Raw genomic sequence first — 12,869 nt, 5'->3', positions numbered from 1 at the left:
ACCATGCGGATTCACAAACGCTTCAATACGATATTCCACCGGCTCGTGTTCTCCTATATTCTTCTGATCATCCTGACCGCCATCTTCATGGGCATCGCATCTTATCTCTACTTCTCGAACCACTTCAACCGCGAGATCGAAAAAGCGCACGAAGTCACGCTGGAGAATGTCAGCTCCTCGCTGCGCCACCAGGTCTTCGACCGCATGGTCAAAACGTATGCGGAGCTCACCGTGAACAAGCTGAACGCGGAGCACGTTCTCTTCTTTTTCACGAATCCGGTGAAGCAGCATAACGCCAAGATCGGCGAAGCCCACAGCTACCTGCAGTATCTGGCGTCGGTGAGCGAAGGGACGATCCGCTCCATTGATATGTATTACAAACATAACCGCATGCTGATCTCTTCCGAAAGAGGATACCGGCAGCTTCAGGGCTCGGAGCCCTGGCCCGCCGTCGAATGGCTCGACGGGATGGACTTCTCGGAGAGCTCCCTGCTCTGGCTGGATAGCGCCCCGCTGCTCTCCGGGGGAGCGGCCGGCGAGATTATCCTGGCCGCCTCTTATCCTTATGTGCCCGGGGAAACGAATCAGGGCTATGTGGTCATCCGTGCCGATGCGGAGGCCCTCGCACGACAGCTGGGCGGCTCTTCCCTGAGCGAGCATGGCTCGCTCCTCGTCGCCGGCCCCCACACCCTCTACGGAGAGATGCAGGAGGAACTTCCTTCGGAAGTCCTTCAGCGGCTCCGTGCGGCCGGGGCACCTTCCGGCAGCTTCCTGGAGACGATCGGCGGCAGCCCGTACATGCTGACCTACGTCTCCCTGCCGCATGCCGACTGGAAGCTGGCCGGCCTGACGCCGCTCGGGGACTTCTACCGCGGGCGCGATACCGCCGCCCTGACCCTGCTGGCGATCGGCGCCGCCGCCATCGGCCTCGGGATTCTGCTCTCGTGCCTGTTCTCGGCACGGATCTACCACCCGATCCGCTCGCTGGCGGAGCGGGCCAGAGACCTGTTCCGCGACGGAAGCCCGCAGCGCAGCGGCAGGGAAGAGAACGAAGTGCTGCAGATCAACGGCCTGATCGACAACCTGTCGGTGAAGGTCACCCGCCTCGAGCATACGCTGCAGGCGAATCTGCCGCTGGTGAAGCAGAGCCTCGTGACCAACCTGCTCGGCGGCTCCCCGGTTCCCCCGGCCGAGCTCGAAGGCCTGCTGGGACTGCTCGGCATTGCGCCGCCGCCTTACTGGAGCGCGGTCCACTTCCGCTTCGACGAGCTATCGTTCTCCCGCCTCACAGTGGAGAACCGCCAATTCCTGCTCTATCATTTCATCGAGCAGTTCGAGGACATGAATACCGGCGAGCTTGTCTGCCTCGGCGTGCAGGCCTCCGGCCGCGGCGTCAGCGCCCTCGTCCTGGCCCGGCAGCCGGACACCGCTCCCCTCCTGCGCCGCATCGATTCGCTGCAGTCGTTCACCTGCGCTCACTTCAGCGTGGTGGCGGCCGCGGCGGTCGGCAGCTGGCTGGAGGAGGCGGCCGGCGCCGCGCTCGCCTTCCGCGAAGCCGAAGCCATGCTGCAGTACCGCTTCCTGTTTCCTTCCCGGGAGCTCTTCCACGGGAAGGAGTGGCTGGAGCGGGAGCGCAGCGGCCGGGCGCTGGACGGCAGCTGGCTCGCCCAGTGGGTCAAGGCGCTGCGCGCCGGGGACGTGCCGCTGGCGGAACGCCTGCTCGCCGACTGGGCGGAGCAGCTGCGCACCGGCGGCTTCAGCGCGGCCTACGCCCGCCAGAGCGCCGGCGATGCGCTGCACGCCTACCGGCAGTACCTCTTCGAGGTGCATCTGGCCCCCGAAGAGGTGCTGACCGGCGAGCTGTCGCTGCAGCCGCACACCCCTGGCGATCTGGCCGAGTGGCAGCGCTGGCTCGGCCTCGCCGCCGCCCGGGCCTCCGCGCTGCTGCGCGAGAGAACCGCCGCCCGGACCGATTATACGGTCGACAAGGTGAAAGCCTACATCGACGCCCACCTGGCCGATGATCTGTCCCTGAACGCCGCCGCGGAGCAGGTGTCCCTGAATCCCGCCTATCTCAGCCGGATGTTCAAGGCCGCCACCGGCATCAACTACGTGGATTACGTAACGTCCGAGCGGATGAACCGGGCGAAGACGCTGCTCTCCACGACGGATACGCAGATCGAGCGGATTGCCCTGCTCGTCGGCTATGCCAATCCGGCTTACTTCTCGAAAAAGTTCAAGGAAGCGTTCGGGCTCAGCCCCAGCGAATTCCGGGCACGGAGGGGAGACCGGGAGGATCAGGCCATGTAACGGCTGAACGGTCCCGCTGTTAGCGTCCGCTTCCCCCAGCCTCTCCCCCAGATCGAAGGGCCGCCATGCTCATGGCAGCCCTCTTTTGGCATAGCTTCTTTTGGACATATCTCCCGGAATGAGAAAAACCCGACCTGCGGTGGTTGTCAGATGCAGCGGACCATGAGAAACTTTTCTAGGTGCGCCCCTAAAGCACAAGCTTAGGATCAGGAGGAATCTGCCATCTATAGGATCATGATTTGCGAGGATGACACGAAGCTCTCGGAGCTTCTCCAAAGCCATATGCAAAGGTACGGATTTCAGTCCGTGATCGTTGAGGATTTTGGTCAGGTGCTGGGGCAGTTTCAGCGCAGGCCCCCCATCTGGTATTACTGGACGTCAATTTGCCGCAGTATGACGGGTTTTATTGGTGCCGGCAGATCCGGAGCGTCTCCACCTGCCCCATCATCTTCATCTCCGCCCGCTCGGGGGGAATGGACCAGGTGATGGCACTGGAGTACGGAGCCGATGACTATATCACCAAACCGCTGCAGATTGAGGTGCTGATCGCCAAGATCCGCAGCCAGCTAAGACGTGTATACGGCGAATATGCCGCGCAGACGGAAGAGAAGATCGTGCAGAAGGCCGGACTTACCTTATATCCGGAAAGACTGGAGCTCCACAGCGGGGAACAGTCGGTTGTGCTGACGAGGAAGGAGGCCGTGCTCTTGGAAGCGCTCATGAGACAGCATCCCCGTGTCACGGCCCGGGAAGAGCTGCTGGAACTGCTCTGGGATGAGCAGACCTACGTGGACGAGAATACGCTCAACGTGAATGTGGCACGGGCCCGGAAGAAACTGCTGGAGCTCGGCGTCCCGGACGGCATTGAGACTATCCGGGGGGCGGCTACAGGCTGCAGGAGCGAATAGGGACCGGGACACCCCCTGCCGGGGGCACTCAGGAGAGGTCTATGAACAAACCATCCGGAGGAGACCTCGCATGAAGCTGTTTCTACGCGACCATCTGGTGCTGATCGCCGTCCATATGATCCAATTGACACTGGTTCTGCTGGTTTATGTACTGGACGGTTTCCGTGATTGGAAGACAGGGCTTTATGCGATGTTTCTCGGCCTGTTCGTGCTCGCCGCCTATTTGGTATACAAATATGCCACCCACCGCGATTATTACGCCCGGCTCTCCCGCCCCCTGGAATCGCTCGATGAGTCCGTCCGCCCGGCAGGCAAGGCTCCGGTGCCTCAGGCGCTCGGCGAGCTGCTCCAATCGCAGTACCGTCATTACCGGGAGCAGCTTCAGGAGGAAGCGCACCGGAAACAGGAGCATCTGACGTTCATCCACCAGTGGGTGCACCAGATGAAAACCCCTCTATCCGTCATCCACCTCACCGTTCAGGAGCGGCGGGACGAGCAGGCTGCGAACATCCGGGAGGAGGCGGAGCGGCTGGACCGGGGACTGGAGACCGTACTGTATGCAGCCCGGCTGGAATCGATGGAGCAGGACATGCAGGTGGAGCCGGCCCGGCTGCGGGAGCTGGCAGGATCGGTGATTCACGAGCACAAGCGGCTGTTCATCCGCAGCGGGGTGTTCCCGGATAACCGAATTGACGAGGACCTGACTGTGGAGACCGACGTGAAGTGGATGCGGTTCGTGCTCAGCCAGCTGCTGAGCAACGCAATCAAATACTCTGCCGGCAGCGGGGAGAAGATTACATTCGCGGCCGTGAGGCAAGGAGAAGAGATTATCCTGGAGATCCGCGACAGAGGGGTAGGCATCCCCGCCTCCGACATGAAGCGGGTGTTCCGCCCCTTCTTCACGGGGGAGAATGGAAGAACCTTCCGGGAATCCACCGGGATGGGCCTGTATCTCGTCAAGCGGATCTGCGCCCGGCTGCAGCACCCGGTCGAACTGGAATCCGAGGCCGGTCAAGGGACGACGGTCCGCATCCGGTTCCAAGGGATTGAACCTTACACCCGTGTAAGGAAACTGTAAGGCCAATCGATAGGAAGCATTCCCGCCTTTCTGTACACTGAAGGCAGCCATACCGAATGCCGGCGGAAAGGAAGGAGTCAGGAACCATGGAGATTTTGAAGGTAGATCATGCAAGCAAAATATACGAGGGCAGCGTGACGCACAGAGCGCTGACGGATATCTCGCTGTCGGTGGAGCGCGGGGAATTCGTAGGGGTGATGGGTCCGTCGGGCAGCGGAAAAACCACACTGCTCAACCTCGTATCCACGATCGACAGTCCCACCAGCGGAAGCATTTATATTAACGGCCAGATTCCCCACCGGCTGGGCCTCAATGCACTGGCCCAATTCCGCCGCAGGGAACTGGGCTTCGTCTTCCAGGATTTCAACCTGCTGAACACGCTGACGGTGGAAGAGAACATCGTGCTGCCTCTGACGCTGGACGGGGAGAAGGTATCCGTTATGGAGCAGAAGGTGCGGGCGCTGGCAGAGCGTCTAGGCATCACGCCGATCCTGGAGAAACGGACCTATGAGATCTCGGGAGGTCAGGCCCAGCGGGCGGCGATCGCCCGGGCCATCATTAACTCGCCCAGTCTGCTGCTGGCCGACGAACCGACAGGCAATCTGGACTCCAAATCATCCAAGGATGTCATGCTGACTCTGGAGGAGATCAATACCAGGGAAGGGACGACCACGCTGCTTGTTACGCATGACGCACTGGCGGCAAGCTACTGCCACCGGGTGATTTTTATCAAAGACGGACAGCTTTATAACGAAATTCACCGCGGAGACAACCGTCAGGTATTCTTCCAGAAGATTATCGATATGCTGTCATTGCTGGGAGGGCATGCGCATGACCTTGCGTCAGTTCGCGTTTAACAATGTCCTTCGCAACCGCCGGATCTACGCGGCCTATTTTCTGAGCAGCTCCTTTTCGGTGATGGTCTTCTTCGTCTATTCCATGTTCGCTTTCCACCCGGAGCTGAAAGAGGGGAATATCCACTCCAATGTGACCATATCCATGCATTTTGCGGAATCCATCATCTATGTGTTCTCCTTCTTCTTCGTCCTGTATTCGATGAGCTCTTTCCTGAAGACCCGCAAGAGGGAATTCGGGGTGCTGATCATGCACGGGATGACGAACTTGCAGCTTCGGCGGATGGTCTTTATGGAGAATATGCTGATCGGGGCCGGTGCTACCGTGTTCGGCATAGGGCTCGGGCTGGTGTTCTCCAAGCTGATCCTGCTGCTGGCCCAGAATGTGCTGCGGCTGGAGAAGACGCTGCCCTTCTACCTGCCCTTCGTGCCGGCTCTCTTGACTTTTGCGGCCTTCATGGTGCTGTTCATCTGCATCTCCCTGTTCACGGTATCGGTACTCCGCGGCCATAAGCTGATCGAGCTGATTAAAGGAACGGCCAAGCCCAAGCCGGAGCCGAAGGCTTCAGGCTTCCTGGCCTGGTCCGCAGCACTTCTGCTCGCTGCGGGGTATACCCTCGCGCTGGTGGTGAAGGGAACGCTGGTTGTCAGCGCATTGATTCCGGTCACCGTTATCGTTACCGTGGGCACCTACCTGCTGTTCACCCAGCTTAGTGTCTATCTCATCCACAAAGCGCGTTCCAACCGCCTCTTCTTCTGGAGAAGGACCAACCTCATCCTGTTCTCCGACTTGTCCTACCGGATGCGGGATAATGCCTGGACGTTCTTCATGGTCGCCATTCTGTCTGCCGTTGCCTTCTCCGCCATCGGTTCGCTCGTCGGCTTCAAATCCATGTACACCAAGGTGATGAAGAGAGAGAATCCGTTTGCCATGGAGTATCATTCCCGGGCAGGGAATCCGGCGGAGCTGGCCGGAAAGCACGTAGAGGCGGTCAAACAGGCACTCGCAGAAGCAAAGCTGGACTACCGGGTGCTGGAGGCGGAGATGAGGTACGGCCGGTTGGAGAATGGGAAGTCCGCCGTATTCGTACGTGCTTCCGAGTTCAATCGAATAGCTGAAGCGGCCGGAGAGCCGCAAGCCGGAGTGTCCGGGGACGAAGCGGCTGTTGTATATTACGGCGGCAGAGCCTCCATCCCTTCATCTGACGGCTCATCCGTCCGGATTGCCGGAACCATGCTGAGTCTGGTACCGGTGCAGCGCATCCAATCCGTGACCCTACCGCTGTACCAGGAATATTACGTTGTCAGTGATTCGCTGTTCGATGAGCTGCAGAGTTCTTTTCAAGCCGAGAAGCAGGAGCACTTCTATGCGTTCGATGTCAAGCAAGCCGGGAACCTCAAGGATCTGGGGAACCAATTGTCAGATCTGCTGGAGCAGGACAGAGGGAACGGAAAATTCAAATACCAAAGCACCGACTATGAGCTCTACGAAGCGGATCAGAGCTACGGCGCCATCCTTTTCGTCGGATTCTTCATCGGAATGGTGTTCTTCGTGGGAGCGGGAAGCTTCCTGTACTTCCGCCTCTACACGGATCTGGACGAGGATCGACGCAAGTTCCAGGCCATCCGCAAGCTCGGGCTCAGCGACCGGGAACTCTCCGGCATCCTGACCAAACAGCTGATGATCCTCTTCTTCGTGCCGATCCTCATCGCGGTCATTCATGGGGCGGTTGCCTTAACGGCGCTGCAGAACCTGTTCCAGTACCGCCTTGTTGTGGAGTCGACTGCCGTCATCGGCTCGTTCGCACTGATCCAGACAGCCTACTTCTTCCTGATCCGTACGCGGTATATTGCCAATGTAACAAGGAGCGGATAAGGATCCGGCCCTCCGAAGATTGTCGTTGGCGTCCGGGATTACCCTATGCGGCTCGTGTACGCGCTTTGGTAATCCCAAATGCTGCAAAAAATAATAATTGCAACGATCAACTGATTCATGTTATAACTATCTCAGGTGATAACAATGAAATCTTTACCACAGCACGTAAACGTGAGAGAAGTACTGCAGCTTCTGGTCAGACGATTTGGTTTACTGCAAAAGGACGGTGCCCAATGCTGCGGCATTACGGTCCTTCAGAGCCACGTTATTTATGAGCTCCACAAACGCCCCAATATTTCACTAAATGATTTGGGGGAGATTCTCTGTGTGGATACCAGTACGCTCAGCCGGCAAGTCCAGCAATTAGTGCAATCGGATCTGGTAAGCCGTCTTCCCGACCCCAACGACCGCCGGTATGTCGTTCTCTCCCTCACAGCCTTGGGGGAAGCGCAAGCTCAGACCATTGCGGGCACCATGGAGGAGTACGTCCAGGAGATCTTCAAACATGTCCCAGCTGACAAACGCGATCAAGTTTTGGAAAGCCTCCATCTGCTTAGTATCGCCATGAGTCAAAGCCCTAACTGCTGCACCCCTCCTCTTTAAGAGGAGTTCTTTTTCAACATATAATTGCATTTTTCAACTATTAGCAAACAGGAGTGATGAACCGTGATGAATACAACGTGGTCCCTGACAGAGTGCTTTATGCAGCAGCGGCAGCAAGAAATCGAGAACGCATCCCGACACGCGTGGAAAGGAATCCCCTCCCCCTCCGAAAGGAAGACAGCAGCCTGGGCTCGCTTTTCCTTAAGACCTCTCCTCCCGCAGAAAACACCCGCTGTGTGCTGTGCAGCCTGCTGCTGACTTGAGACCTGATCTTTAGTTGCATTTTTCAATTATTATTAAATGAGAGGATGAAGTAACATGAGAATGCATGTCGCGCTTAACGTCAGGAATCTGGAGGCCTCCCTTTCATTCTACACCAAACTGTTCCATGCGGAGCCGGCCAAAGTCAAAGAGAACTATGCCAAGTTTGAACTGGATGAGCCGCCCCTTCACTTCTCCTTGAACGTCCGTCCGTATGCGGATCAGGGGGTGCTCAACCACCTTGGATTCCAGGTCAGCCGCAAGGAAGATGTGCTCGCCGCCAAAGAAAGACTGGAGAGCGCCGGGCTGTTCTCTGTCGATGAGATGGATACAACCTGCTGCTATGCCGTACAGGATAAAATTTGGGTCACGGACCCGGAAGGCAACGCCTGGGAAGTCTTCTACACCAAAGCGGATGCCGAATTCGAGTCGGCGGACGCTCGTTCCCTTCCCTCACCCTCCGTATGCTGCACTCCGATCCCCCAGGAGAAGGAGCCGGCCGCTGAAGCTGCGGCTTCCTCCGGTTGCTGTGCCGATTCCCTGCGAGCTCCACAGGAAGCCTCTGCACCGTCGGTTGGGGGCAGCTGCGGCTGTTCCCGATAACCGGGAGGGAGATTTCTATGACGCAGGAAATCATCTATGACTCCGTCGTTATCGGAGGAGGGCAGTCCGGGTTGGCTTCCGCCTGGTTCCTGCAGCGGGAGGGACTGGACTTCGTGGTCCTCGAGCAAAGCGGGAATCTCGGATCCTGGGCTCATTATTATGACAGCTTGCAGCTGTTCTCCCCTGCACGGTACTCCTCTCTCCCGGGATATCCCTTCCCGGGGGACCCGGAGAAATACCCCAGCCGTGATGAAGTCGTTCAGTATCTCAGAGCCTACGCCGATCACTTCCAATTCCCGGTCCGTTACCATACCCGTGTAGAGCGTGTCGAAAAGAAAGGGGAGCTGTTCCGCCTCACCACAGCCGGCCAAGAGATCCTGCAGACACGCTCGGTCCTATGCGCCTCGGGCCCTTTTCGGAAGCCCTACCTTCCTTCCCTTCCCGGGATGAAGCAATTCCAGGGGACTGTCCTGCATTCGCTCCATTACCGTCATGCGGAAGAGTACCGCGGCCGCAGCATCGCCGTGGTGGGTGCCGGAAACTCTGCTGTCCAAATCGCATACGAGCTGGCCCAGCTTGCTGAGGTGACGCTTGCCACAAGAAGGCCGGTCCAGTTCACTCCGCAGGTATTCCTGGGCAGAGACATTCACTATTGGACTCATCTGCTCCGGTTAGATCAGTCCCGATTGGGCAAATGGCTGCTCCAAAGCCGGTCTTCCGGCGTACTGGACACCGGAAGGTACAAGGCAGCTATCGAAGCTAAGACACTGCGGCAGCGCCCCATGTTTCAGAGCTTTGGCGAGAGAGGCGTCTATTGGGAGGATGGCTCATATGAAGACCTGGATACCGTTATCTTTGCTACCGGATTTGTTCCCAGCTTCCCCTACCTCATCGATCCCGGCGTTCTGGATGAGAGCGGATCGCCTATTCACAAGCATGGAATCTCGCTGAACTGCAAGGGTCTCTACTTCGTGGGCCTTCCCTGGCAAAGCTCCCTCGCCTCCGCGACGATAAGAGGAGCCGGTCCCGATGCCAAGACGGTTGTACAGGAGCTGCTGCTGCACTTAAACGTAGCCCCATCTCCCTTTCAAAAGAGAAGCTGCTGCCAATCAGGAAGGAAAACTCCGCTGCGCCTATAATGGAGCTCGTGATCTGTCGATTGATACACTGGACGGCCGCTTTGTTGATGTCATGATGGAGAAACAGCTCCTGCTCTAAAAAGCAAAAGAGCCGCAAGGAACGCGGCTCTTCTTGTTTATTTCCCGAACAGTTTCTCCAATGCTTCTCTCTGCGGAGGTTTGATGCCGATGACCGGGCGGATTTCCTTGGCCTTCCGCTCGGCCTCTTCCAGGCTCGAAGCCTTTCCCAGAGCCATCAAGGTTCCGACTGCTACAGCGCCCGTCCGGCCCTTGCCTCCGCCGCAGTGAAACCCGACGGTTTTTCCGCTGCGGTAAGCCTGCACCACTTCGTCGATCGCTTTTTGGAGCAGTTCTTCTTGAGGCACCTCCGCATGATCTCCCAGCCCCACCTTCACCCATGCAGCTTCCGTCCCCGGGAAGGCACATTCTGTCGCCTCTTCGCGCAGATCCACAATGACATTGCAGCCGGATTCCGTGATCATATCCTTTACATCGGCGGCGCCTCCGAGGTAAATCCGGTCTTCCACTAAAGCTTGATAAGATGTAGTCATGTCAGCTCGATGCTCCTTATGATTTCTTTCGGAATGATGTGAATTCCACCGCTACAGGTGCCGAAGGAGGCAAGCAGCACAGGGAGAGATCCCTCTCTTCGCCCGCAGACTCGAATTCCGAGTCCTCTTTGGTATGGAATATTTCCCACGCATTGCCGTCCGGATCGTAGACCCAGACCTTATCCTGCACCGCATAGCAGCAGGTCGTATTCATTTCGTCCTTCAGCAAGAGACCGGATGCCCGAAGCCTCTCTCCCATCTGCAGCACGTCTTCCGTACTGGAGACTTGAAACCCGAGATGGTTCAGCACCCCTCCCCGTTCAAACGGACGAACGTTCAAAGAAAAGTGCAGTGCGGGCTGGCTCAGCTCAAATTTGGCGTAGTTGTCTTTAACCTTGGCCGGCTCCTCACCAAAGAAACTGCGGTAAAACTCGAGGGAACGTTCCAGGTCCGTACAGTTTACCGCCACATGCATACGCTGAATCATCGAAGAACCCCCTTGTCAGGCTTATTTCCCTTCCGCCACAAACTGTTCCATTCTTAGCTTGATGCTGTCCCGTACTTCGCGGAATTTGGCCATTACTTCCTCTTCCGTCCCTGTCGCTTTGGCCGGATCCTCGAATCCCCAATGCCACTTGACTACGTCTTTATTGCTGATGACGGGACAGTGTTCATCCGCATGGCCGCAGAGGGTGATGACATAGTCGGCCCGGTTTAACAGCTGCGGGTCAATCACATCCGACGTATGCCCGCTGATGTCCACACCGGCTTCCTTCATCACCTGCACAGCGCGGGGATTGAGGCCGTGCGCTTCAAGTCCGGCACTCTTCACCTCATACTTGTCGGAGCCGAGCTGCTTCAAGAAGCCATCCGCGATCTGGCTGCGGCAGGAGTTTCCGGTACACAAAAAGTAAACGAGCTTCTTTTCCATGGTTCATGTTCCTCTTTTCATTTGAATTGGATTTATGCAATTAGCCGGAGCCACAGGTACAGCCCGGTTAATGTAATGAAGAGTGTCGGAATCGTAAGGATGATACCGATCTTGAAATAATAGCCCCAGGTAATCGTAACCCCTTTACGGGAGAGCACATGCAGCCAGAGCAGGGTAGCGAGCGAACCGATCGGCGTGATTTTGGGTCCGAGATCGGAGCCGATGACATTCGCATATACCAAGGCTTCCCGAATGACGCCCTCGGTTGCGGTCCCCTGTATGGCCAGCGCATTGATCATGACCGTCGGCATGTTGTTCATGATCGAAGACAGGATGGCCGCAATGAAGCCCATTCCCACCGTCGCCGCGAATAAGCCCTGGGAGGCAACCGATACAATGAGATTCCCCAGGTGATCGGTTAACCCAACATTCCGGAGTCCGTACACCACCACATACATCCCGATGGAGAAGACAACGACGGCCCAGGGAGCTTCTTTGATGACGCGCTTGGTCTCGATGACAGGACTGCGGCGGGCCGCAAGAATAAAGAAGAGAGCGACCACTCCGGCCACGATGGAAACCGGAATCGCCGTAAACTCGCTCATGAGATATGCCACCAGCAGGACGGTAAGAATCACCCAGGATAAGCGGAACAATCTTGGATCCTTAATCGCTTCCCGGGGCTCCTTCAGCTGCCGCACATCGTACTGCGCCGGGATGCTCTTACGGAAAAACAAATACAGCACCAGAATACTGGCAGCCAATGAGAAGAGATTGGGAACCACCATCCGGCTGGCATATTCCACAAAACCGATATCAAAATAATCGGCGGAAACGATGTTCACCAGGTTGCTTACGACGAGCGGCAGCGAAGTCGTGTCTGCAATGAATCCACTGGCCATAATGAAGGGCAGGATCATCCGTTCATCAAACTTGAGCGCCCGTACCATGGCAAGCACAATCGGGGTCAGAATCAAAGCAGCACCGTCATTGGCAAACAGTGCGGCCACCGCGGCGCCCAGCAGGATGACGTAGATAAACATCAACATGCCGTTCCCCTTCGCCAGCCGGGCCATATGCAGAGCTGACCATTCGAAGAAGCCGATCTCATCCAGCAGCAGCGAGATCAGGATAATCGCCACAAAAGCCAGCGTGGCATTCCATACCATGAGTGTTACATCTTGTACGTCCGAGAAGCTCACCACTCCGAAGAGCAGTGCAAGCACAGCGCCGCCCATGGCGGACCAGCCGATATTAAGGCCCTTGGGCTGCCAAATAACAAAAACCAGTGTGACCAGGAAAATCAAACTCGCAGCGTAAACCATAAGTCCCCCCTAAGCGATATCAAACACAGCAGTCATCCGAGCAGTTCAGCGCATCCACTTTTTCTTTCTGCGAAGGGAGATGCCGGAATACTTCCTGCAAATAAGGCTTGTCTTCAATGGACAAGGAGTAGTAGATCCACTGGCCTTTACGCGTTTCGGTAACCAGGCCGCCGTCCTTAAGCTTTCTCATATGCTGGCTTACGTTGGGCTGGCTTAGTCCCATGATCTCGACGATCTCGCAGACGCATAATGACTTTTCTTTAAGTAAGGCAAGAATGGACAGACGGGATTTGTCTCCAAGCAGCTTGAATACCTCCGCCATCTGTGGAATGGATTGCATGACTGACACCTCCTCTTTCGCACCTCATACTGCCCAATTAATCTGTATATTATTATATAACTACTTGCTTATATGTAAAGAGTTTTTTTG

The 12,869-nt window shown here is 56.9% G+C and carries 12 protein-coding genes and 1 pseudogene; 8 read left to right on the top strand and 5 right to left on the bottom strand.

Annotated elements, in window-relative coordinates:
• Nucleotides 1-3 precede the first annotated feature (3 nt).
• The 8 genes and pseudogenes from PM3016_RS06610 (at nt 4) to PM3016_RS06575 (ending at nt 9,632) form a co-directional block, all read left to right on the top strand.
• Nucleotides 4-2,310 (top strand): helix-turn-helix domain-containing protein, encoded by a 2,307-nt coding sequence (locus PM3016_RS06610; RefSeq protein WP_014368851.1) that lies wholly within the window; start codon nt 4-6, stop codon nt 2,308-2,310.
• A gap of 222 nt (nt 2,311-2,532) precedes the next feature.
• A pseudogene (locus PM3016_RS06605) lies at nt 2,533-3,218 on the top strand (response regulator).
• A gap of 70 nt (nt 3,219-3,288) precedes the next feature.
• Nucleotides 3,289-4,296 carry a sensor histidine kinase gene (locus PM3016_RS06600; RefSeq protein ID WP_014368849.1) on the top strand — a complete coding sequence of 336 codons (1,008 nt, stop codon included), beginning with the start codon at nt 3,289-3,291 and terminating at the stop codon, nt 4,294-4,296.
• 86 nt (nt 4,297-4,382) lie between these two features.
• Nucleotides 4,383-5,153, top strand: a complete 771-nt coding sequence (locus PM3016_RS06595; protein ID WP_013917111.1) for an ABC transporter ATP-binding protein — start codon at nt 4,383-4,385, stop codon at nt 5,151-5,153.
• Nucleotides 5,128-7,026, top strand: coding sequence for an ABC transporter permease (locus tag PM3016_RS06590; RefSeq protein ID WP_013917110.1), 1,899 nt, complete (start codon nt 5,128-5,130; stop codon nt 7,024-7,026). Before PM3016_RS06595 ends, PM3016_RS06590 begins: the two co-directional genes overlap by 26 nt.
• A 144-nt stretch (nt 7,027-7,170) precedes the next feature.
• Nucleotides 7,171-7,629: a MarR family winged helix-turn-helix transcriptional regulator gene (locus PM3016_RS37090; RefSeq protein ID WP_014368848.1), complete on the top strand. Its 459-nt coding sequence runs from the start codon at nt 7,171-7,173 to the stop codon at nt 7,627-7,629.
• Nucleotides 7,630-7,947: 318 nt separating this feature from the next.
• Nucleotides 7,948-8,493 carry an ArsI/CadI family heavy metal resistance metalloenzyme gene (locus PM3016_RS06580; protein WP_014368847.1) on the top strand — a complete coding sequence of 182 codons (546 nt, stop codon included), beginning with the start codon at nt 7,948-7,950 and terminating at the stop codon, nt 8,491-8,493.
• A gap of 17 nt (nt 8,494-8,510) precedes the next feature.
• Complete coding sequence (locus tag PM3016_RS06575; RefSeq protein ID WP_014368846.1) at nt 8,511-9,632, top strand: flavin-containing monooxygenase; 1,122 nt, start codon at nt 8,511-8,513, stop codon at nt 9,630-9,632.
• Nucleotides 9,633-9,748: 116 nt separating this feature from the next.
• Here PM3016_RS06575 and PM3016_RS06570 read toward each other — a convergent pair whose 3' ends face one another.
• Genes PM3016_RS06570 through PM3016_RS06550 form a run of 5 tightly spaced genes read right to left on the bottom strand, consistent with a single transcriptional unit; the run spans nt 9,749 to nt 12,779 of the window.
• Nucleotides 9,749-10,183: a protein-tyrosine phosphatase family protein gene (locus tag PM3016_RS06570; protein WP_013917107.1), complete on the bottom strand. Its 435-nt coding sequence runs from the start codon at nt 10,181-10,183 to the stop codon at nt 9,749-9,751.
• A 16-nt stretch (nt 10,184-10,199) separates the two neighbouring features.
• A complete protein-coding gene (locus PM3016_RS06565; protein WP_413783337.1) occupies nt 10,200-10,667 on the bottom strand; it encodes an ArsI/CadI family heavy metal resistance metalloenzyme in 468 nt (155 codons plus the stop codon).
• A 24-nt stretch (nt 10,668-10,691) separates the two neighbouring features.
• Nucleotides 10,692-11,114 carry an arsenate reductase (thioredoxin) gene (arsC, locus tag PM3016_RS06560; protein ID WP_013917105.1) on the bottom strand — a complete coding sequence of 141 codons (423 nt, stop codon included), beginning with the start codon at nt 11,112-11,114 and terminating at the stop codon, nt 10,692-10,694.
• A gap of 32 nt (nt 11,115-11,146) precedes the next feature.
• Entirely contained in the window at nt 11,147-12,439 is a 1,293-nt protein-coding gene (locus PM3016_RS06555; RefSeq protein WP_013917104.1) for an arsenic transporter, read from the bottom strand.
• 19 nt (nt 12,440-12,458) lie between these two features.
• Entirely contained in the window at nt 12,459-12,779 is a 321-nt protein-coding gene (locus tag PM3016_RS06550) for an ArsR/SmtB family transcription factor (protein ID WP_013917103.1), read from the bottom strand.
• Nucleotides 12,780-12,869 lie beyond the last annotated feature (90 nt).

The organism is Paenibacillus mucilaginosus 3016 (assembly GCF_000250655.1).
Taxonomy (GTDB): Bacteria; Bacillota; Bacilli; order Paenibacillales; family NBRC-103111; genus Paenibacillus_G; species Paenibacillus_G mucilaginosus.
Note: the sequence above shows the minus strand (reverse complement) of the source record. Positions and strands in the feature narration are given on the sequence as shown.